Origin of the sequence: Mesorhizobium sp. M0676 (assembly GCF_040320535.1) — a bacterium.
Taxonomy (GTDB): Bacteria; Pseudomonadota; Alphaproteobacteria; order Rhizobiales; family Rhizobiaceae; genus Mesorhizobium.
Genome location: NZ_JAMYPU010000002.1, coordinates 184,273 through 203,063, shown reverse-complemented (window position 1 = coordinate 203,063; position 18,791 = coordinate 184,273). Strand labels below are relative to the sequence as shown.

The 18,791-nt window shown below is 63.2% G+C and carries 22 protein-coding genes; 14 read left to right on the top strand and 8 right to left on the bottom strand.

Annotated features, from left to right (window positions below; translation table 11 throughout):
- Positions 1-110: 110 nt before the first annotated feature.
- The gene (locus tag NKI35_RS03060; RefSeq protein ID WP_352738480.1) at positions 111-350 is read left to right on the top strand and encodes a hypothetical protein; all 240 of its coding nucleotides are present in this window, start codon (positions 111-113) and stop codon (positions 348-350) included.
- 17 nt (positions 351-367) lie between these two features.
- Here NKI35_RS03060 and NKI35_RS03055 read toward each other — a convergent pair whose 3' ends face one another.
- On the bottom strand, positions 368-1,072 hold the full coding sequence (locus tag NKI35_RS03055) for an SOS response-associated peptidase (RefSeq protein WP_352738478.1): 705 nt from the start codon (positions 1,070-1,072) through the stop codon (positions 368-370).
- 186 nt (positions 1,073-1,258) lie between these two features.
- On the opposite strand from NKI35_RS03055, the gene NKI35_RS03050 reads away from it, so the two are divergent.
- Positions 1,259-1,612 carry a nuclear transport factor 2 family protein gene (locus NKI35_RS03050; RefSeq protein WP_023668502.1) on the top strand — a complete coding sequence of 118 codons (354 nt, stop codon included), beginning with the start codon at positions 1,259-1,261 and terminating at the stop codon, positions 1,610-1,612.
- 89 nt (positions 1,613-1,701) lie between these two features.
- Here the strand turns inward: NKI35_RS03050 and NKI35_RS03045 are convergent, their stop codons facing one another.
- Together NKI35_RS03045 and NKI35_RS03040 are read right to left on the bottom strand one after the other, a co-directional pair.
- Complete coding sequence (locus NKI35_RS03045) at positions 1,702-2,181, bottom strand: SRPBCC family protein (RefSeq protein WP_023668501.1); 480 nt, start codon at positions 2,179-2,181, stop codon at positions 1,702-1,704.
- On the bottom strand, positions 2,178-2,534 hold the full coding sequence (locus NKI35_RS03040) for an ArsR/SmtB family transcription factor (RefSeq protein WP_023687094.1): 357 nt from the start codon (positions 2,532-2,534) through the stop codon (positions 2,178-2,180). The genes NKI35_RS03045 and NKI35_RS03040 overlap by 4 nt, the downstream gene beginning before the upstream one ends.
- A gap of 164 nt (positions 2,535-2,698) precedes the next feature.
- Here NKI35_RS03040 and NKI35_RS03035 point away from each other — a divergent pair, with 164 nt between their 5' ends.
- The gene (locus tag NKI35_RS03035; RefSeq protein WP_023709906.1) at positions 2,699-3,046 is read left to right on the top strand and encodes an ArsC family reductase; all 348 of its coding nucleotides are present in this window, start codon (positions 2,699-2,701) and stop codon (positions 3,044-3,046) included.
- Positions 3,047-3,256: 210 nt separating this feature from the next.
- Here NKI35_RS03035 and NKI35_RS03030 read toward each other — a convergent pair whose 3' ends face one another.
- From NKI35_RS03030 to NKI35_RS03020, 3 genes are all read right to left on the bottom strand, one after another.
- Positions 3,257-3,613 (bottom strand): DUF488 domain-containing protein, encoded by a 357-nt coding sequence (locus NKI35_RS03030; protein WP_023834820.1) that lies wholly within the window; start codon positions 3,611-3,613, stop codon positions 3,257-3,259.
- Positions 3,614-3,628: 15 nt separating this feature from the next.
- Positions 3,629-4,885, bottom strand: coding sequence for an aminopeptidase (locus tag NKI35_RS03025; RefSeq protein ID WP_352738476.1), 1,257 nt, complete (start codon positions 4,883-4,885; stop codon positions 3,629-3,631).
- An 85-nt stretch (positions 4,886-4,970) separates the two neighbouring features.
- Positions 4,971-5,885, bottom strand: coding sequence for a LysR substrate-binding domain-containing protein (locus NKI35_RS03020; protein WP_352738474.1), 915 nt, complete (start codon positions 5,883-5,885; stop codon positions 4,971-4,973).
- 94 nt (positions 5,886-5,979) lie between these two features.
- On the opposite strand from NKI35_RS03020, the gene NKI35_RS03015 reads away from it, so the two are divergent.
- From NKI35_RS03015 to sbmA, 3 genes are all read left to right on the top strand, one after another.
- Positions 5,980-6,183: a hypothetical protein gene (locus NKI35_RS03015; protein WP_352738472.1), complete on the top strand. Its 204-nt coding sequence runs from the start codon at positions 5,980-5,982 to the stop codon at positions 6,181-6,183.
- Positions 6,184-6,517: 334 nt separating this feature from the next.
- On the top strand, positions 6,518-7,675 hold the full coding sequence (locus NKI35_RS03010) for a YbfB/YjiJ family MFS transporter (protein ID WP_352738470.1): 1,158 nt from the start codon (positions 6,518-6,520) through the stop codon (positions 7,673-7,675).
- Positions 7,676-7,795: 120 nt separating this feature from the next.
- Positions 7,796-9,055, top strand: coding sequence for a peptide antibiotic transporter SbmA (gene sbmA, locus NKI35_RS03005; RefSeq protein ID WP_023684385.1), 1,260 nt, complete (start codon positions 7,796-7,798; stop codon positions 9,053-9,055).
- A gap of 33 nt (positions 9,056-9,088) precedes the next feature.
- Here sbmA and NKI35_RS03000 read toward each other — a convergent pair whose 3' ends face one another.
- Entirely contained in the window at positions 9,089-10,093 is a 1,005-nt protein-coding gene (locus NKI35_RS03000; protein ID WP_352738468.1) for a polysaccharide deacetylase family protein, read from the bottom strand.
- Between the two features lie 193 nt (positions 10,094-10,286).
- Between NKI35_RS03000 and NKI35_RS02995 the strand changes: the two genes are divergently transcribed.
- Both NKI35_RS02995 and der read left to right on the top strand, forming a co-directional pair.
- Positions 10,287-10,949 (top strand): tetratricopeptide repeat protein, encoded by a 663-nt coding sequence (locus NKI35_RS02995; RefSeq protein WP_352738467.1) that lies wholly within the window; start codon positions 10,287-10,289, stop codon positions 10,947-10,949.
- Positions 10,950-11,025: 76 nt separating this feature from the next.
- Positions 11,026-12,456 carry a ribosome biogenesis GTPase Der gene (gene der, locus NKI35_RS02990; protein WP_023692116.1) on the top strand — a complete coding sequence of 477 codons (1,431 nt, stop codon included), beginning with the start codon at positions 11,026-11,028 and terminating at the stop codon, positions 12,454-12,456.
- 221 nt (positions 12,457-12,677) lie between these two features.
- Here der and NKI35_RS02985 read toward each other — a convergent pair whose 3' ends face one another.
- A complete protein-coding gene (locus NKI35_RS02985) occupies positions 12,678-13,586 on the bottom strand; it encodes a LysR substrate-binding domain-containing protein (protein WP_023668489.1) in 909 nt (302 codons plus the stop codon).
- A 117-nt stretch (positions 13,587-13,703) separates the two neighbouring features.
- Between NKI35_RS02985 and NKI35_RS02980 the strand changes: the two genes are divergently transcribed.
- The 6 genes from NKI35_RS02980 (at position 13,704) to NKI35_RS02955 (ending at position 18,782) form a co-directional block, all read left to right on the top strand.
- On the top strand, positions 13,704-14,999 hold the full coding sequence (locus tag NKI35_RS02980) for an MFS transporter (protein WP_352738465.1): 1,296 nt from the start codon (positions 13,704-13,706) through the stop codon (positions 14,997-14,999).
- A 135-nt stretch (positions 15,000-15,134) separates the two neighbouring features.
- Positions 15,135-16,319, top strand: coding sequence for a cell wall hydrolase (locus NKI35_RS02975; protein ID WP_352738463.1), 1,185 nt, complete (start codon positions 15,135-15,137; stop codon positions 16,317-16,319).
- A 265-nt stretch (positions 16,320-16,584) separates the two neighbouring features.
- Positions 16,585-16,977 (top strand): AtpZ/AtpI family protein, encoded by a 393-nt coding sequence (locus NKI35_RS02970; RefSeq protein WP_023668486.1) that lies wholly within the window; start codon positions 16,585-16,587, stop codon positions 16,975-16,977.
- 63 nt (positions 16,978-17,040) lie between these two features.
- Entirely contained in the window at positions 17,041-17,799 is a 759-nt protein-coding gene (locus NKI35_RS02965) for a F0F1 ATP synthase subunit A (RefSeq protein WP_023668485.1), read from the top strand.
- A gap of 66 nt (positions 17,800-17,865) precedes the next feature.
- A complete protein-coding gene (locus NKI35_RS02960) occupies positions 17,866-18,090 on the top strand; it encodes a F0F1 ATP synthase subunit C (protein ID WP_006206606.1) in 225 nt (74 codons plus the stop codon).
- Between the two features lie 92 nt (positions 18,091-18,182).
- Positions 18,183-18,782, top strand: coding sequence for a F0F1 ATP synthase subunit B (locus NKI35_RS02955; protein WP_023684380.1), 600 nt, complete (start codon positions 18,183-18,185; stop codon positions 18,780-18,782).
- The last annotated feature ends 9 nt before the right edge of the window (positions 18,783-18,791 follow it).

The following is an 18,791-nucleotide window of genomic DNA, read 5'->3' as shown; positions in this document are numbered from 1 at the left end:
TGACTCGCAAAGGAACATATTCCTACTTTGCGGGATGCCCGAACTAAGCACCCGACCGCGCCGAAATGTGCAAACCCTCTGCTTGGCGCATGAAGTCGGGCAGCTAATTCGTGTTCGATGTCGGGAACTGCAACATCACTCGACACTATCTGCCTGGCGATCTCGCAAAGCTGGTTGGTGATATCCCCTTTTGGGATGTGGAGCGGCACATGCGGTGCGAGCGCTGCAAAGGTCGTGAGCTCGATGCAGGCATCATTCTGCCAAGCGCTGCTGAACGCCTTAAAATTCGCGTCAGACGTCTTGTCGAAATCCGCATGGTTCGCCGGGTAATCTGGCGAGACGACGATTGAGGAGAGCCGATTTCGGGCTAAAACAGAGACCCTTGGGCCGGGGCCTGTGGTGGGAACTTGATCTGTGTGGCTGGCTTCTCAACGATCACCAACGCGTCGTTGGGCGCCGTCCGCTGCAAACGCCGTGCTTCCGACCATGGCGCCGTCAGCCAAGCCTCGGTTTCCTCCGGCCTGGTGAGGATCACGGGCATAGCCTTCTCATGTATCGGCGCAATGAGAGCATTAGGCTTGGTGGTCATGAAGGCGTATAGCTCGAAGTCGCCGGGACCGTCCTTGACCTTTCGCACGCCCTGCCAAGACGTCCAGAAACCAGCGAAGAAGAACAGCGGCCGGCTCTCGCCACGGGCAAACCAGTAATTTCGCTGGATTCCTGTTTCCGGGTCTTTATCGTTCGCCGCAGGGCTGGGCTCGGCAAAGCTGGTCACCGGCACGACACATCTGTGCTCGACGCCCACATATTGCTGCCAGTGCGAATATTGCGGATTGCGAACGTTGGTGGTGCCGTAGTCGGCCTTACCTTTCATGCGCTCGGGCGGCGTTGGCAAACCCCAAAGCAGTTTCGCCAGTTCACGCTCCCCATCCGCCCTGTTGCGAACGACCAGCCCAGGTTGATTGGGATAGACATCAAGCGAAGGTTCGAGGTTGCCGCTGATATCGCGCAATGTGCGGGTCCATTGGCGGACCGCCTCTTGCGTCGTCGTGATGTTGTAGAGGTTGCACATGCACCCAGCATTGCGGAATTGGCTTTTGTCTGCAACCGAAGTCGCTGTCCGACGCCGCCGCAATCGTCGTCACATAGCCGCGCTATATCATCGTCCTGACACACCTTGTCAGCTGTCGTGCGGGTAAAGGTGGCGGGCCGGCAAGCGCTTCCCTACTTCAAACCAGTCTGAACAGGAGGAACACACATGACCATCGCGGATGTTGCCAAGGATTTCACCGAAATGCTCCAGCAGGGGGATCACCTGGGTGCTGGTGAAAAGTACAATGCCGATGATATCGTCAGCCTCGAAGCGATGGAGGGGCCGATGGCCATTGCCCGTGGCAAGGAAGCTCTCAGGCAAAAGGGCGAATGGTGGCAAGCGAACCACGAAGTCCATGGCGGCTCTGTCGAAGGCCCCTATGTCAACGGCGACCAGTTCGCGGTGCGCTTCAAGTTCGACATAACGCCCAAGGCCACCGGCGAACGGGTCACCATGGACGAGGTTGGCCTGTACACGGTCAAGAACGGCAAGATCACCGAAGAGCGCTTCTACTACTGAGCCCGGGTGCCGTAGGGTTCCGGCGCACTTCGCTGCACGACCCAAAAACCAGGCGGCCGGGACAAAGTCCTGGCCGCAGTGGGAAAAGCTCAAATGGTCTTCACATACTGCGCCAACTGATCGGCCACCGTGCCCCAGCCGTCGAAGAACCCCATCTCTTCATGATTGTTGCGGGTAGCCTCGTCGCGATGGATGGCCGTTGCCGTGTAGCGCGTGCCCTTGTCATCCGACTGAAGCGAAATGACTGCGGTGATGAAGGGCTCGCCGGAGGGCCGATAGCCCGGCAGCAGCGCATCGGTCCACACCAGCCGCTCGTTCGGCACGATCTCGAGATAGCAGCAATGGCGGTCGTTGACCTCCTTGCCGTCGGGTGATTGCATGCGCGTCCGGAACAGTCCGCCCGGACGAAGGTCGATCTCGCAATCGGTGATCAGCCAGGGCTTGGGCGTGAACCATTGCTTGACATGCTCCGGCACCGTCATCGCGCTCCACAAGAGTTCGCGCGGCGCGTCGAGCTTGCGCTCCAGCACAAGGTCCAGTCTGGGGTCGGGCTTGAAGGGATAGCTCACTTTTCTTGCTCCTTGAGGCTCATCACATAGGCGTCGAATTGATCGAGTCGGCGCTCCCACAGCGTGCGCTGTTCGGCCAGCCAGTTTTCGGCGAGCTGCAGCGGTTCGGGCGCCAGCTGATAGGTCCTGGTGCGGCCGATTTTTTCCGATCGCACCAGACCGCAGCCTTCCAGCACTTTCAGATGCTCGATGAAGGAAGGCAGCGCCATCTCGAAAGGCTGCGCCAACTCGCTGACCGAGGCCGGACTGCGGTTCAACCGCTCGACCACGCGCCGCCGCGTCGGGTCAGCCAGCGCGCGGAAGATGCCGTCGATCGGCGGGAGACTTGTAGTTGGGGCGTGGAGGCTTGGCATGGGCGATCCTGAGGTCTGTCGACGCGGTGCAGCAGATACTTAGGAAATTTCCTTAGTATTGGCAACCTCTAAAAAAGCGCCGCTAGCGATTGGGACGCTGGCAAAGCGGGGAGGGCGGTTTTAGGCTGTCTGAGGATTCGACTGTCAGTCGAGGGAAGCGCGTTTTGACGATCACCATGTACGGCATCACCACCTGCGACACGATCCGCAAGGCGCGCACCTGGCTGGAGGGCCATGCTGTGCCCTACCGCTTTCACGACTACCGGGCCGAGGGGATAGAGGCGGGCAGACTGGACGGGTGGGTCGGCAAGGTTGGCTGGGAAAAGCTGCTCAACAAGGGCAGCACCACATTTCGCGAACTGCCGGACAAGGACAAGCAAGGGCTCGACGAGAAGAAGGCCAGGAAGCTGATGCTGGCCAACCCGACGATGATCAAGCGCCCGGTGCTCGAGGTCGGGGATGAGATTTTGGTTGGCTTCAAGCCGGAGGCTTATGAAGGGGTGGTGAAGTAGCGTCGCCTCGCTTCGTCATCCTGTGGCGAAGCTAGGTTCGAAGCGACGCAGCGCAGACCATGGGATCCTGTCGGTCTCCTTCCCACCCCAAACATAGCATGGGAACAACACACAGGATCCTCGGGTCAGCCCGAGGATGACGAACGCGTGGAGGGCGATCGCTAATTGTGAAGGCTTTCGCTTGCGGCGTATGCAGCGGTTCGCTGTCTCTCAACCCGTCCCGCGCAAATACCCCGCCAACGCCACCGCATTGTTATGCGCCTCGTCATGCGCGCCATAAAGCAGCGTCACCTTGGCCTTGCCGAGCAAGCCACGCAGTTTCGCCACCGCTTCTCTATTCCCATCCAGCTCGACCGAATACCGCACCTGAAACTCCGCCCATCGCGCCGGCTCATGTCCGAACCACCTCCGCAATTCATCGCTCGGCGCGATCTCCTTCAGCCACAGCGTCAGCGCGGCATCCTCCTTGCTGATGCCGCGCGGCCAGATGCGATCGACCAGCACCCGCTGCCCGTCATCGGGCGCGGGTGCTTCGTAAATTCGCTTGACCGTCAGGTCGAAACCCATCCGCCCTCCGCGAGCTTACGCCCACTCGCCCTTGCGCATCACCGGCACCTTGCGGCCATCCTTGTGCACGCCGTCTATGTCGATCTTGTCCGAGCCGATCATCCAGTCGATGTGGATAAAACTCTTGTTGCCGCCGCGCTGGGCGATTTCGTCCTGGCTGAGCGAGGCGCCGTCGACGAAGCATTTTGAATAGCACTGCCCGAGCGCGATGTGGCAGGCGGCGTTCTCGTCGAACAGCGTGTTGAAGAACAGCAGGCCGCTGGCCGAGATCGGCGAGGAATGCGGCACCAGCGCCACCTCGCCGAGCCGGCGCGAACCCTCGTCGGTGTCGAGCACTTTCTTCAGCACGTCCTCGCCCTTCGAAGCCTTGGCCTCGACGATCCTGCCCTCTTCGAAACGCACCGAGATATCGTCGATCAGCGTGCCCTGGTAGGACAGCGGCTTGGTCGAGGATACACGGCCGGAGACGCGCCGTGCATGCGGCGTGGTGAAGACCTCCTCGGTCGGGATGTTCGGATTGCAGGTGACGCCGTTCTTGGCAGTCGAGGCGCCGCCCATCCATTCATGGCCATCGGCCAGCCCGACGGTGAGGTCGGTGCCCGGGCCGCTGAAATGCAGATCATGGAAATTGTGCTCGTTCAGCCACTTTGTGCGGCCGCGCAGCGCTGCATTGTGCGCCGTCCAGTTTGCGATCGGGTCTTCCACATCGACCCGTGATGCCGAAAAGATCGCATCGGCGAGCTTCACCACGGCGACATCGTCGGCATCGCCGGGGAAGACCTGTTTTGCCCAGGCGAGATCCGGGTAGGCGACGATGTTCCAGTTGATGTCGAAGCCGGTGATCTTTTCGAGCGCCGGCTGGTAGGCCATCGAGTTCGCCTTGTTGGCGCGCGCCACTTTCGCCGGGTCCTGCGCCGACAACAGCGACGGGTCCTCGCCGCGCACGGCAAGCCGCGCCGCATTGTTGGAAAAGGCCTTCGCCATGCCTTCATACATCCAGCCGGCGGCGCGGTCGAAGCCAGCATCCGCGCCGTAGCGGAAGCGCGCCAGCGTGATCTCGTCATCGTTGAAGATAGGGGTCACCAGGCCGGCGCCCGCTTTATAAGCGTGCTCAACGATGCGCCTGGTCAGCGGCAGTGCGGCGATCGACGAGGTCAGCACCAGATCCTGCCCCGGCTGCAATTGCAGCCCCACCTTGATGGCGACTTCCGCCAGCCTGTCGAGCTTCACCGGGTCGATGGTTGCGGAAACGCCGCGCGAATGTGTGGTCATGATCCTGCCTGCCTTGGTCCGGGAGTGAGAGTTCCAACATAGGCCGGCGCGGCTGTCCTTTCCAGCACCGTCGCGACGGACAGCCCTAGGCAGCGCTTTCCAGCGCGCTGAACTGCGCCACGGTCGCCGCGATCTCTTCGCGGATCCAGATCTTGAAATCGCGCACCTTGCGGCTTTCGGTCTTGGTGGCCGAGGTCACCAGCCAGTAGCCGAGGCCGCTCTGCGCCCGCACGCCGAAAGGCGCGACGAGGCGGCCGTCGGCCAGCGCATCGGCGGCCAGCAATTGCCAGCCGAGCATGACGCCGTGGCCGGCGATTGCCGATTCCAGGCACAACATCGGGTCGGTGAAGCGCGCGCCCTTGCGAAAAGTGACCGGCTCGGCCCCGGCAGCCTCGAACCAGCTCTCCCAGTTGATCATCGCCCGCTCGTCGGTGATGGCGCAGGTCTGCGCCAGGTCTTCGATCGACTTCAGTTTCCTGGCGATCACCGGCGCGCAGACCGGAAAGACTTCCTGCGCCAACAAAAGTTCCGCCCGGCCGCCCGGCCATTTGCCGTCGCCAAGCCGGATGGCGATATCGATGTCGGAACGTTCGAGATCGGCGAGGCGCACCGAGGCGTCGATGCGCAGCAGCACGTTGGGATGGCGATCGAAATGCCGCGACAATCGCGGCAGCAGCCATTTCGAAGCGAAGGCCGGCGCCACCGAAACCACCAGCGTGCACTGGCTTGCCTCGTCGGCCAGCGCCACCGCCTGCGCCAGCTCGCGAAAACCGGCGCCCAGCCGGGCGGAAAAAACCGTGCCGAACTCGGTCAGCACCAGCCCGCTCGCCGTTCGTTCGAACAGCGCCTGTCCAAGCTGCTTTTCGGTGCGGTTGATCTGCTGGCTGACGGCGCTGACGGAGACGTTGAGCTCGCCGGCAGCCGCCGCCAGCGAGCCGAGGCGGGCGACGGTTTCGACGGCGCGCAGGCCGTTGAGATGGACGCGGTTCAGCATAGCCATTCCAGTTTTTCTAAACCGGCGCGGCCGAAATCTCAATTGAAAGACGGCGAGACAGGGCAGATTCTAGCGGGACGGTCAGACCGAGGAGGTGAGGATGGTGACGATCGTATCATTGCTCAAAGTCTTTGCCGCCGGCTGCACGCGGCGGCGCCCTGATGGCGATGTCCTCAATTGGGTGACCGATCCGCTGTCGCATCCGGTGCTCGACACCATGTCGGAGCGCGAACTCGCCGACATGCCGTTTCGCCTGACGGCGCGCCGCACTGCATACGAGACGGCGCAAGCAGGCTGCCGCTGAAATCGCGGACGCGGTAACTGGGAAGGCGATACTGTCGGCGCCAGCGCTGCCGCTCATTGCCCTGCCGGGCATTTCTCCCCGTAAGGGAGAAAGGTTGCCGGCGCCGAAGGTTTCGCCAATCACCAGCCCTGCAGGCAAGGGCGCCGAGGCACACGGTTAACCCCCTTCTCCCCGTCACTATATGGGGAGAAGGTGCCGGCAGGCGGGGCGGCGCGACGCCAAGTGGCCCTCGCGCCTCGGCACAGTCACGCCAACGGCCACTGTCGCCGCCGCCAAGTCTGGCCCAACGCAAGTGGATTGGTCTGATCGGTCCGCACCCTTATGGTGCGCTGCAATGAACGCCGCTCCATCACCCTTGCGCCTTGCTCTCGCTGGCATGATCGCCATGGCCGTCGCCATGGGCATTGGCCGTTTCGTCTACACGCCGATCCTGCCCGGAATGATGGAAGAACTGCATCTGTCGCCGGCCGATGCCGGCTGGATCGCGTCGGCCAATTATCTCGGCTACCTCGTCGGCGCGCTTGCGGCGGCAGGCGGCTGGGCGCATGGGCGCGAGCGCCTGCTGATGTTTGGCGGCCTTGCCGCCAGTGCTGCGCTCGCCGCCCTGATGGGGCTGAGCGAGACGATGACCGCCTTTGTCGTCCTCCGCTTCCTTGCCGGTCTCGCCAGCGCCTTCGTCATGGTGTTCATGGCCTCGATCGTCTTCGGTCACCTGGCAGCCGCCAACAGAAGCGACCTGCAGGCGCTGCATTTCGGCGGCGTCGGCCTCGGCATCGCGGCATCCTCAGCGCTGATGGCGGTTCTGGTCACCGAACATGCCGGCTGGGCTTCGGGCTGGCTGTGGTCGGCAGCGATTTCCGCCGGCGGCCTTGCGATGGTCGCCTTGCTCGCCGGCAGCACCGCACCTGGCCGCGGCGTGGCCGACCGCGAACCGGCACTGCCGAGGGACCGGTCGTTGGCAAAAGTCATCGTTGCCTACGGCCTGTTCGGCTTCGGCTATGTGGTGACGGCGACCTTCCTGGTCGCCATCGTGCGCCAGGGCGGCGGCGGCCGCGTCTTCGAGGCAAGCGTCTGGATGGTCACCGGCCTTGCCGGCTTCCCCTCGGTCTGGCTGTGGCAAAAGATAGCGGCACGGATCGGGCTTTATACCGCCTATGCCTTGGGCTGCCTGGTCGAGGTGGTCGGCGTCACCGCCAGCGTCGCCATCGGCGGCGCCGCCGGGCCGCTGCTCGCGGGCATCCTGCTCGGCGGCACTTTCATCGCTATAACAGCACTTGGCCTGCAGACCGCCAGGCAGCTCGTGCCGCAGGCCCCGCGCCGGATTTTTGCGCTGATGACCGCTTCCTTCGGCATCGGCCAGATCGTCGGCCCTGTCGTCGCCGGCCTGCTGGCGCAAGCCTCGGGCAACTTCTTCCTCGCTTCGATCGTCGCTGCTGCGGTCTTGCTGGTCTCGGCAGGCATCACCTGGTCGGCCGCGCCAAAATCGCCATGATTGTGGTCTTGCTCGATGCCGGGCATCGGGCACGGGCATTTGCTTTCCACTTAATGTGTGACTTTATGCCCCTAACCAGCAACCCCGCTGATTTGCGCACCGACCGAGGAATTCGCCACAGTGTTCGTATCCTTCTTCCCGCAGCCGAAGCTGTTTTTCACCTCGGCCGCCGTCTGGAGCCTTTTCGGCATCCTGTTTTGGTTCTTCGGCGGCCAGCAGCTGGGCGCAAACATCGGCTTGCCGCCTGCGGCGGCCGACGCGCCGGCCATCGGCGACATCTCTGTGTTCTGGTCGCTCCCATTTCTGTGGTTTTATGTCTATTTCGCGTTTTTCGTGGCCGCCTTCTACGCGTTCTGGGCTTGGTATTCGCCGCATCCATGGCAAAATTGGTCGATCCTGGTCACCGCGATCATCCTGTTCCTCATCTATTTCAATGTGCAGATCAGCGTCGCGGTCAACGCCTGGTACGGGCCATTCTTCGACTACGTCCAAGGGCTGATGTCAGGAAAGATTGAATCCACTGTCGGCGAATTTTATGCTGGACAATCCAGCTTTGTCTGGCTGGCGTTGATCGGCATGAATGTATCGGTCGTCAATGCCTTCATTGTCAGCCACTGGGTCTTCCGTTGGCGCATGGCGATGAACGGCCATTTCATGGCCAATTGGGGACGGCTTCGCCACATCGAGGGCGCGTCACAGCGTATCCAGGAAGATACGATGCGTTTCTCCCAGATCATGGAAGATCTAGGAGCGACCTTCGTCCAGTCCATCATGACGCTCATCGCCTTCCTGCCGGTCATGGTCGCTCTGCAACAGCATATTACCGAATTGCCAATCATCGGCGCTGTACCCCAGCCGCTTGTCGTAGCGGCGATCGGCTGGTGCCTTTTTGGGACGCTCGCCGTAATGCTTGCCGGCGTCAAACTCCCGGGCTTGCAATTTCGCAACCAGCGCGTCGAGGCAGCCTATCGCAAGGAACTCGTCTATGGCGAGGATCACGAGGACCGTGCTCAGCCGGAAACAACGACGGAACTGTTCGATAATGTGCGGAAGAACTATTTCCGCCTATATTTTCATTACATCTACTTCAACGTCGTGCGTTACACCTTTCTTCAGGCAGATAATATATTCTCCTTCATTATTCTCGCCCCGTCCTTTATCGCGCACAAGATAACCTTTGGATCGCTCAGCCAGATATCCAACGCCTTCGGGCGAGTGACGGGATCGCTCCAGTTTTTGATCAATTCCTGGTCGACCATCGTTGAACTCCAGTCGGTTCACAAACGCTTGCGCGCCTTCGAAGCGACACTGCAAGGCGAGCCGCTGCCGCCCATCGATCAACGTTACCTTGAGCGGCAGAGCGCCGAAGATCCGGCGTAAACCGAGCTTTGACGATTGAACGAAGTGGGCGGCTCAGCCCCCCACCGCCGCCTGTCTGTCGCCGCCACGCTGCCTCTGCACATAATCGCGGAAGCTGATGCACTCGACATTGGCTTTGACGCAGGTCTCGTCGGCAAAGCGCTCAAGCGCATTCCAATAGGCGCCGTCATTCATCAGCGTGAAATGGAAGCTCAGCACCAGCGGGATGCGCTTGCCCTGATATTGCCTGTCGAAGGCGGCGCGGAACGCCTGATAGGTCCGATCGCTGAACTCGGCTGCCTGGCTCGGCCGCTCGAAACCGCCGGAATGCCTGACATAGAGATTGTAGTCCATGGCGATCACCGGCCTTGAACTCGGGCCTTCCGGGATCTGTGGCAGCGAAAAGCGGGTCAAGCCGCCGCCGGTCGGCGGCTCGACCGGGCCGTTCGAGACGCCGCTGGCGTCATAGTGGTAGTCGGCTTCAGCCAGGGCCTCGTAGAGCCCTTTGCCGGTCGAGAGGTAGGGTGCGCGAAAGCCGACAACGGCATGGGCGATAGCGCGCCAGCCTGCCGGCTCGGGCGCTATGCCGTTGATCGCATAGGCGTTCTCCAGAATGTGCCCGAACGAGGCGAATTCCTTCAGCCAGTCGGCCTTGCTCCAGTCCTTGCCGTCGAAATGGCCGCAGCCATGGCTGGCGATGTCATGGCCTTCCGAAGCGGCGAGCCCGATCTGATCGAGCCGATCGGCGACGTCCTGCTTCGAAGCGGCAAAGCCGATGTTGGATTTGCCCGCGGACTTGGCCGGAGCTGTGTAGTCGGCCCGCGTCTGCGGCGACAGCAGGAAGACGCAGGACAAAAAATAGGTGAAATGCGCGCCGGTGCGCTTGGCCAGCGCCCGGCTGCGCTGCCATTGCGAGATCTCCCGGGCGCTGTCGAACGAGATGATGACGATTTGCTTCGGCTTTGCCGGGGCAGGCGGCGCCGGCGGGTCGGCGAAAGCCGCACCAGCCATGGCAAGCACGGCTGAGGAAAACGCAACAACGCGGGACAAACGTGGCATCGGCAATCTGGGCTTGATCTGAAGGCAGTCCAAGCCGGCTATCGGCAAAATGTGGCGTGGGTGCGATCAACGTCGGCAGCTATGCGCCCGGCGATTAGCCGATTTTCCTGCCGAGCCCCTTCCATGCCCGCGAAATTTCGCTAAAACGCGGGCTCAAGAAGCGCCCCTGTTAGGGCAGCAATGGTTTTGATTGATGTCCGACGACAGTTTTATCCGCGAAGTCAACGACGAGATCCGTCGCGAGCAGGCGCAGGCGCTATGGGACCGCTTTGGTCCGGCGATCCTTGGCCTCGCCATCCTGGTGGTTCTCGGCACCGCCGCCTTCGTCGGCTACCGCTATTGGGACGAGACCCGCGCCAACCGCTCCGGCGATGCCTTCTCGCAGGCGCTGAAGCTTGCCAATGACGGCAAGAGCGACGAGGCGCTGACCGCCCTCGAACAGCTGGAAAAGGACGGCTACGGCGCCTATCCGCTGCTCGCCCGCATGCGCGCGGCAACCGTCAAGGCCGACAAGGGCGACTTTGCCGCCGCCGTCGCCGATTTCGATGGCGTCGCCGCCGACAACGCCATTCCCCAAGGTATTCGCGACATGGCGCGCCTGCGGGCCGCCCTGCTGCTCGTCGATCACGGCTCCTTCTCCGACGTCTCCAGCCGCGTCGAGGCGCTGACCGCCGACAACAACACGCTGCGCCACACGGCGCGCGAAGCGCTCGGCCTTGCCGCCTGGAAGGAAGGCAAGACCCAGGATGCGCTGAAACTGTTCGACCAGATCGCCGCCGATGACGGCGCCCCGCGCAACGCGCGCCAGCGGGCGACGCTGATGTCGGAATTGATCCGCGGCTCGGGCGCGTCATGATACGCATCGCCCAAAGCCTGCCCTCGGGCCTGACCCAAGGGCGCGCTGCGGTTTGGGCGATGATATGGATAGCCGGATGAGCTTCAAAGTCGCCATTATCGGCCGGCCCAATGTCGGCAAATCGACGCTATTCAACCGATTGGTGGGACGGAAGCTGGCGCTTGTCGACGACACGCCGGGCGTCACCCGCGACCGTCGCGTCCACGCGGCCAAACTCTACGATCTGCATTTCGATGTCATCGACACCGCCGGTTTCGAAGACGCCGCCGCCTCGACGTTGCCCGGCCGCATGCGCGCGCAGACCGAGATCGCGATCCGCGAAGCCGACCTGATCTTCTTCACCATCGACGCCAAGTCCGGGCTTTTGCCCGACGACCGCACCTTTGCCGAGATCGTGCGCAAGTCCGGCAAGCCGGTCGTGCTGGTCGCCAACAAGGCCGAGGCCAAGGGCGCCCAGGGCGGCATGCTGGAGGCTTGGGAACTCGGCCTCGGCGAGCCGATCCCGGTCTCGGCCGAGCACGGCCAGGGCATGCCCGATCTGCGCGACGCGGTGATCGAGGCGCTGGGCAAAGACCGCGCCTTCGGCGAGGAAGAAGACGAGGCCGAGGACGTCGCCGCCAGCGAGGTGCTGATCGGCGAGGACATCACCGATCCCGACGCCGAACCCGCCTATGACGACACCAAGCCGATGCGCATTGCCGTCGTCGGCCGGCCCAACGCCGGCAAGTCGACGCTGATCAACGCGCTGATCGGCGAAGAGCGGCTGTTGACCGGCCCGGAAGCCGGCATCACCCGCGATTCCATCTCCGTCGACTGGGACTGGCATGGCCGCCGGCTGAAACTGTTCGACACTGCCGGCATGCGCCGCAAGGCCAGGATCCATGAAAAGCTGGAAGTGATGTCGGTGCAGGACGGCTTGCGCGCCATCCGCTTTGCCGAGATCGTCATCATCGTGCTCGACGCCACCATCCCGTTCGAGAAGCAGGACCTGCAGATCGCCGACCTGATCATCCGCGAGGGCAGGGCGCCGGTCATCGCCTTCAACAAATGGGACCTGATCGACAATCCGCAGGAACTGCTGGCCGAACTGCGCGAAAAGACCACACGGCTTTTGCCGCAGGTGCGCGGCATCCAGGCGGTGACGGTTTCGGCCGAGACCGGGCGCAGCCTCGACAAGCTGATGGATGCCGTCATCAAGACGCACAAGGTGTGGAACAGCCGCGTTTCCACCGGCAAGCTCAACCGTTGGCTGGAAAGCATTCTGGCGCATCACCCGCCGCCCGCCGTCGCCGGCCGCCGGCTCAAGGTCAAATATGTCACCCAGGCCAAGACCCGGCCGCCGGGTTTCGTCGTCCAGTGCTCGCGGCCCGACGCGATGCCGCAATCCTATGTCCGCTACCTCTCCAACAGCCTGCGCGAAGCCTTCGACATGCCCGGCGTGCCGATCAGGATAGCGCTGCGGACTTCGGACAACCCGTTCGCGGGGAGAGCGAACAAGCGCAAGTGAGCGCAAATAAGCTTCAGGCTGGCGGGACAGCACCCCCCTCTGCCCTGCCGGGCATCTCCCCCGCAAGGGGGGAGATCAGTCGTTTCGTCTTTGGAGCCTCTCTTGCAACGTTGAAAATTGGCGAAAGCATTCGCGAGATCCAATCTCCCCCCTTGCGGGGGAGATGTCCGGCAGGACAGAGGGGGGTGTGACGGAACGCTACGCTGGACAGCCGCTTCCGTCTAAGCGACCTCTCTCAACCGCTCGTCCTGCGGCAGCGCCGCCACCGCCGCGTGCCACAATATATCCGCCAGCCGCGCCGCCACCGGGTCCAGTTCGGCGTCTTTCTGGTGCAGCACCAGCGCCATGGTCGGCAGCGCGGGTAAGCCCAGCGTTTGCGGCGCCATCGCCCTGACATTGGCCGGCAGGCCGATATCCGTGCGGATCGTCAGGCCGAGGCCGGCGGCGACCGCCGCCCAGATGCCGCCAAGGCTGGGGCTGGAGAAGGCCATCCGCCACGGCAGGCCGGCGCGGTCGAGCGTTTCCGTCGTCACCGTGCGCAGCAGGCATGGCGCTTCCAGCGCCACCAGCGGCAGTGCCTCGCCCTCGCGCAGCCTGGTCTCGATCAGCTTTGCCGGCCCGATCCAGCGCAACTGCGCGTCGCCGACATGCCGGCTGTAAGGCAGCGCCTGGCCGCTGTCCCAGGCCAGCGCAATGTCGAGATTGCCTGATGTGATCCGCTCGGCGAGTTCATAGCTGCGCCCGATCCGCGCCTCGATCTTGACCTTGGGGTGCGCGCGGGCGAAGCGTCCGAGCACCTCCGGCAGCACCGCCTCGCCGAAATCCTCCTGCAGGCCGAGCCTGACCCAGCCTTCCAACTCGACATCGTGGATGGCCGAGGCCGCCTCGTCGTTCAACTCGAGCAGCCGCCTGGCATAGCCGAGCATGGTTTCGCCGGCTTCCGTCAACGCCAGTCCGCGGCCCGACTTGCGGAAGATCGGCGTCGCCGCCTGGTCCTCCAGCTTCTTCAGTTGCGCGCTCACCGCCGAGGTCGAGCGTCCAAGCCGGTCGGCGGCCTTGGCGAAGCTGCCGAGTTCCATGCCGGTGACGAAGCTTCGGAGGACATCGAGGTCGAAGGTTACGCGGCGCATCATAACGATCCTGTTTTTCGGGAGAAATTGTCAAAAACTTCCCGATATTCGGGATGAAGTTATGGCGGTAAAGACGAGGCGTCAAGGTCCCGAAAGGGCATCAACAGGAGTCCCGCCATGTCGATTGCCGACGCAAATTGTGAGCCAGGCCGGGTTGGCCGAGCCGCCGCCGTCACGTCGAAGGCTGAACGATTTCGCGCCAATCATCGTTGGAAGGTGCTTGGCATCGGCGTTGCCGCCAATGCCAGTTTCTCCGCAACCTTCGCCGGCATACCGGCGGCGGCGGTGTTTCTGCGGTCGGGCTATCACTTGAGCAATGGCAATCTCGGTCTGGTCCTCGGCCTTCTCGGACTGGGCGTCGCCTTGAGCGAACTGCCCTGGGGCCTGCTCACCGACCGCTGGGGAGATCGCGGCGTGCTGTTGACCGGCCTTGGTGCGACCGCGGCGTGGCTCGCCCTGATGGCGTTGTTCATCGTGCCCTCAGTGACCTATGTGCCTGGCGTCGCAATGCTGGCCGCGTGCCTTCTGGTCGCCGGCCTGCTCGGCGGCAGCGTCAACGGTTCCAGCGGCCGCGCCATCATGGCCTGGTTCCACGAAGGCGAACGTGGCTTTGCCATGAGCATCAGGCAGACCGCGGTGCCGCTCGGCGGCGGGCTCGGCGCGCTGGTCCTGCCGTCGCTGGCATCGGTGCACGGTTTCGCGGCGGTCTTCGGGCTGCTGGCCGCCATGAACGCCGTCTCTGCGCTGTTTGCCTGGCGGTGGCTGCACCAGCCGCCGGAACTGGACAATGCCGGCAGCATGGCCATGGCGAAGTCGGGCGGTCCGGCGCCGCTGCGCAATGTCGAGGTCTGGCGCATCGCCACCGCCATCGGCCTGCTCTGCTTTCCGCAAGTGGCGGTGCTCACCTTCGCCTCCGTTTTCCTGCACGATTTCGCCGGCATGGCCACGCTCACGATCAGCGCCAGCCTTGCCGCGGTGCAGACCGGCGCGATGGTGATGCGGGTCTGGAGCGGCCGCTTCACCGACCGCCATGGCAACCGCCGCTGGTTCCTGCGCCTCTGCAGCATGACAAGCGCGCTTGGCTTCGCGGCCGTCGGCCTGCTGGTCGTGGCGGCAGGAGCCACGCCAGACGCCCATGCCGCGTTGAACCCGGCGATCGACGTGCTGCTGGTCGTTGCCGGCATTTCGGTCTCCGCCTGGCATGGCGTCGCCTACACCGAACTCGCCACGCTTGCCGGCGCCAGCCGCGCCGGAACCGCGCTCGGTCTTGCCAACAGCTTCGTCTTCATCGCCTTCTTCGTGGTGCCGACCGCCATTCCGGCTTTGCTGCTTGTCTGGTCGTGGCCTGGCGTCTGGCTGGTGGGCGCGCTCTGCGCCTTGATTGCATTGCCAATTTTCCTGCGGCCGAACTGACGGGTTGCCGCCGGCAAACGGCGTCCCATTTCGGGCCGCTTCGGAACAACACGATCGACCGCGTTAACCCCGCATCAAGGTTAATGCTTCACTTTGGCTCTCCAGTGGCTCAGTGGCGTTTCTGGAGAGTTCCCCGTGCATCGACGTGTCCTGAAGCGGCTGGCCGCCGCCGCCGGTGAGAAAAGACGTTCCTTCGTATCGCCATTGGTCATCGGGCTCGGCATCTGGATCGGCTTTCCGACCGTCGTCGCCTACCAGGACATGGGCAGCTTGATTTCCGGCCTCGAAGCTTCGGGCACCCGCTGGAACTCTTATGTCGAGCGCTCCGTCGCCGGCTCGGTTCATGCCGCCGAAATGCCTTTCATCGATTCCGTCACCACCGGTTCGCTCTCGGGCTCGGGCGTGCGCCTGCCCGGCGTCGGCAAGGTCTCGTTTCGCGGCAAGGGCAATGTCGCCGGCATCACGCCCGACGAGGACCGCATCATGCGCGCCGACAAGAAGGGCCGCATCATCCAGGTCTCGCCGGTGGCGCCGCCGAAGAACTTCAATGCCGGCTCAATCTTTCAGCGCACGTCCTCGCTGCTGCGGCCGAGCATGGACAGCGGCCTGAAGCTCGCCTTCGCCAAGCCCGGCATCAAGGGCAAGGAAATCCAGATCGCCCAGGCCTTCCACACCAATGTGGACAAGAAGCCCGATCCCGGCGTGCCGGCCATGCTTGCCGCCCTCGTCAACAATGACAGACCGGACGTGCTGGCCACCGCCTATGCCCAGGCCGAACCAGATTACGCCAAGGCCTCGCCCTTCGAAGCGCTGCTGCAGGACGAGGAGCCGAGCAGCGGGCGCTTCATTCCGCCGATGGCCAAGGGCGATCATTCGTGGATCCAGAACCCGCTGCCGGCCAGCGTCTTCTCCACGAAGGAGCAGGCCTGCCTTGCCAACGGCATCTATTTCGAGGCGCGCGGCGAATCCGTGCGCGGCCAGGCCGCCGTCGCGCAGGTCATTCTGAACCGAGTCCGCAATCCGGCCTATCCGAACTCGATTTGCGGCGTCGTCTACCAGAACGACAACTGGCTGAACCGCTGCCAGTTCTCCTTCGCCTGCGACGGCCGCAAGAAGCGCATCGAGAGCCCCGCCCACTACAAGACCGCGCAGGACGTCGCGATGGCGGTCACCGCCGGCAAGATCTTCATTCCCGAAGTCGGCTCATCGACCCATTACTACGCCAACTATGTCCATCCAGGCTGGGCGCGCACGATGCAGAAGATGACCAAGATCGGCCTGCATATCTTCTACCGCACGTATGGCGGCGGCTGGAGCTGAGCCCTTCGGCTTGCCTGTCGCAAACGAACCGCAAAGGCCCTGGAAGCCGAAATCGGACAGCGGTCGCCGGACGGATTCGGGGCATGTGCCGACCCGATAGTGCCGGGCACGATGTCGCACCTCGCCAAGTGGTTGATTCCAATAGAAAAAATACATGGCTTTGAAGTCCCGCCCGTGGCTTGACGGGCGCAAACCCTCTAACTATGTTGCCGGCGACTTTAGAAGCGGACGGACGGTGACGGTCTGACCGGGCAGGGGGGTTACGATGGCCGACAAGAACGGGCCAGACGGAACCGGAGAAACCGGCCGCGGCAGCAAGCACGAGGCCGACATCCGCGACGAAGATCTCGAACGCCGCCGGCGTGAGCTTGGAGCATCGCTTGCGACAAGACGGCCGGATCAGCTCGAGGGGAATGACGGCGCGAAAGCGACGGCCGGATATGGCCAGGCGCTCAAGCTGTCCAGCGAGTTCATCGCCGGGATAGTGGTGGGTGTGGGCCTTGGCTGGTTTCTGGATCGTGTGGCGGGAACCTCGCCATGGGGTCTGGTCGTCGGCTTGTTGCTGGGCTTTGGCGCCGGCGTGCTCAATGTCCTGCGTTCGTCAGGTGTTGTGGCGGAATTCGGAAAAAGCGAGAAGTCGCACGATCCGAAAGAATGAAATGGCGCCGCCAACGGCGCACAAGGACACTTAAGGCCGTTCGCGGCTTTGACGGGGATGTAAATGGCTGCTGACAAGGTCGATCCGATCCACCAGTTCCATATCGTCAAGCTGATTCCGATCAACATCGGAGGCTATGACCTGTCCTTCACCAATTCGTCCCTGTTCATGGTCGCGACCGTCCTCGTCGCATCGGCGTTTCTGTACCTCTCGACCTCGAGCCGCAGCCTTGTTCCCGGGCGCCTGCAGTCGGTTTCGGAAATGGGCTACGAGTTCGTCTCCAACATGCTGCGCGACGCCGCCGGAACGCAGGGCATGAAGTTCTTCCCCTTCGTGTTCTCGTTGTTCATGTTCGTACTGGTCGCCAACCTGCTTGGCCTTTTCCCGTACTTCTTCACCGTCACCAGCCACATCATCGTCACCTTCGGCCTCGCAGCCCTGGTGATCGGAACCGTCGTTGTCTACGGCTTCACGAAGCACGGTCTGGGTTTCCTCAAGCTCTTCGTGCCGCATGGCGTTCCGGTGTTCCTGCTGCCACTGGTGGTGCTGATCGAAGTGATCTCCTTCGTGTCGCGCCCGGTCAGCCTCTCGGTTCGTCTGTTCGCCAACATGCTGGCCGGCCATATCACACTGAAGGTGTTTTCGGGCTTCGTCGTCAGCCTGAGCGCGCTCGGCGCCGTCGGCGTTGCCGGTTCGGTGTTGCCGCTGGCCATGGCAGTCGCGCTGACCGCGCTGGAATTGCTGGTCGCTTTCCTGCAGGCCTACGTCTTTGCGGTGCTGACCTGCATGTATCTGAACGACGCCCTGCATCCCGGGCACTGACCTAGAATTTCCGGCATCTTTCGCCGGATGGAATTGCAACGAATTACAGATCCAAAGGAGTTTAAAATGGACGCAGAAGCAGCAAAGTACATCGGCGCCGGTATCGCTTGCCTGGGCATGGGCGGCGCGGGCATTGGCCTCGGCAACATCTTCGGCAGCTACCTGGCGGGCGCCCTGCGCAATCCGTCGGCCGCCGATGGCCAGTTCGGCCGCCTGATTTTCGGCTTCGCCGTGACCGAAGCTCTGGGCATTTTCTCGCTTCTCATCGCGCTTCTCGCCCTGTTCGGCTGAGCCCCTGTTCGGCCAATTATTGGTCGGACGAGCATTGGGAAGAATTGGCTGGCCGCATTCCTGCGGCCATGCCTGATATCAGGGGATAGTCCATGTTCGTGACATCTGCGTTTGCGCAAGAGTCCGCACCCGCCGCTGAAGGCGCCCATACCGGTACGGAAGGCGACACGCATTCCGGCACCGGCGTGCCTGCCGAGGCGCACGGCACGTTCCCGCCATTCGATCCGGCGACGTTTCCGTCCCAGCTTCTGTGGCTGGCGATCACGTTCGGGCTGTTCTATTTGTTCCTGAAGAAGGTGGTGATGCCGCGCCTTGGCGGCATCATCGACGTCCGCAGCGATCGCATCACGCAGGACCTCGACCAGGCCGCCAAGCTGAAGGGCGAGGCCGACGCCGCCGTTGCCGCTTACGAGCAGGAACTGGCGGAAGCCAAGGCCAAGGCCAACGCGATCGGCCAGCAGGCCAACGACGCTGCCAAGGCTGAAGCCGAGGCTGCCCGCAAGAAGGTCGAGGCCGCCCTCGACAAGAAGCTCGGCGAGGCGGAGGCCAGCATTGCTTCCATCAAGGCCAACGCCATGAAGGAAGTCGGCACGATTGCCGAGGACACCGCTTCAGCCATCGTCGATGCGCTTGTCGGCGGCAAGACCAGCAAGGCCGAGATCTCGGCTGCGGTCAAATCCGTGGCCCGGTGAGGAGCACAT

Excerpts from the sequence above, each read along its gene's own strand:
- NKI35_RS02985 (WP_023668489.1), bottom strand. The coding sequence starts at position 13,586 with ATGCGCCGCGTAACCTTCGACCTCGATGTCCTCCGAAGCTTCGTCACC.
- NKI35_RS03025 (WP_352738476.1), bottom strand. The coding sequence starts at position 4,885 with ATGACCACACATTCGCGCGGCGTTTCCGCAACCATCGACCCGGTGAAG.
- NKI35_RS03020 (WP_352738474.1), bottom strand. The coding sequence starts at position 5,885 with ATGGCTATGCTGAACCGCGTCCATCTCAACGGCCTGCGCGCCGTCGAA.
- der (WP_023692116.1), top strand. The coding sequence starts at position 11,026 with ATGAGCTTCAAAGTCGCCATTATCGGCCGGCCCAATGTCGGCAAATCG.
- NKI35_RS02960 (WP_006206606.1), top strand. The coding sequence starts at position 17,866 with ATGGACGCAGAAGCAGCAAAGTACATCGGCGCCGGTATCGCTTGCCTG.
- NKI35_RS03030 (WP_023834820.1), bottom strand. The coding sequence starts at position 3,613 with ATGGGTTTCGACCTGACGGTCAAGCGAATTTACGAAGCACCCGCGCCC.
- NKI35_RS02995 (WP_352738467.1), top strand. The coding sequence starts at position 10,287 with ATGTCCGACGACAGTTTTATCCGCGAAGTCAACGACGAGATCCGTCGC.
- NKI35_RS02970 (WP_023668486.1), top strand. The coding sequence starts at position 16,585 with ATGGCCGACAAGAACGGGCCAGACGGAACCGGAGAAACCGGCCGCGGC.
- NKI35_RS03000 (WP_352738468.1), bottom strand. The coding sequence starts at position 10,093 with ATGCCACGTTTGTCCCGCGTTGTTGCGTTTTCCTCAGCCGTGCTTGCC.
- NKI35_RS02955 (WP_023684380.1), top strand. The coding sequence starts at position 18,183 with ATGTTCGTGACATCTGCGTTTGCGCAAGAGTCCGCACCCGCCGCTGAA.
- NKI35_RS03040 (WP_023687094.1), bottom strand. The coding sequence starts at position 2,534 with ATGCCAAGCCTCCACGCCCCAACTACAAGTCTCCCGCCGATCGACGGC.
- NKI35_RS02980 (WP_352738465.1), top strand. The coding sequence starts at position 13,704 with ATGTCGATTGCCGACGCAAATTGTGAGCCAGGCCGGGTTGGCCGAGCC.
- NKI35_RS03015 (WP_352738472.1), top strand. The coding sequence starts at position 5,980 with ATGGTGACGATCGTATCATTGCTCAAAGTCTTTGCCGCCGGCTGCACG.
- NKI35_RS03010 (WP_352738470.1), top strand. The coding sequence starts at position 6,518 with ATGAACGCCGCTCCATCACCCTTGCGCCTTGCTCTCGCTGGCATGATC.
- NKI35_RS03055 (WP_352738478.1), bottom strand. The coding sequence starts at position 1,072 with ATGTGCAACCTCTACAACATCACGACGACGCAAGAGGCGGTCCGCCAA.
- NKI35_RS03050 (WP_023668502.1), top strand. The coding sequence starts at position 1,259 with ATGACCATCGCGGATGTTGCCAAGGATTTCACCGAAATGCTCCAGCAG.
- NKI35_RS02965 (WP_023668485.1), top strand. The coding sequence starts at position 17,041 with ATGGCTGCTGACAAGGTCGATCCGATCCACCAGTTCCATATCGTCAAG.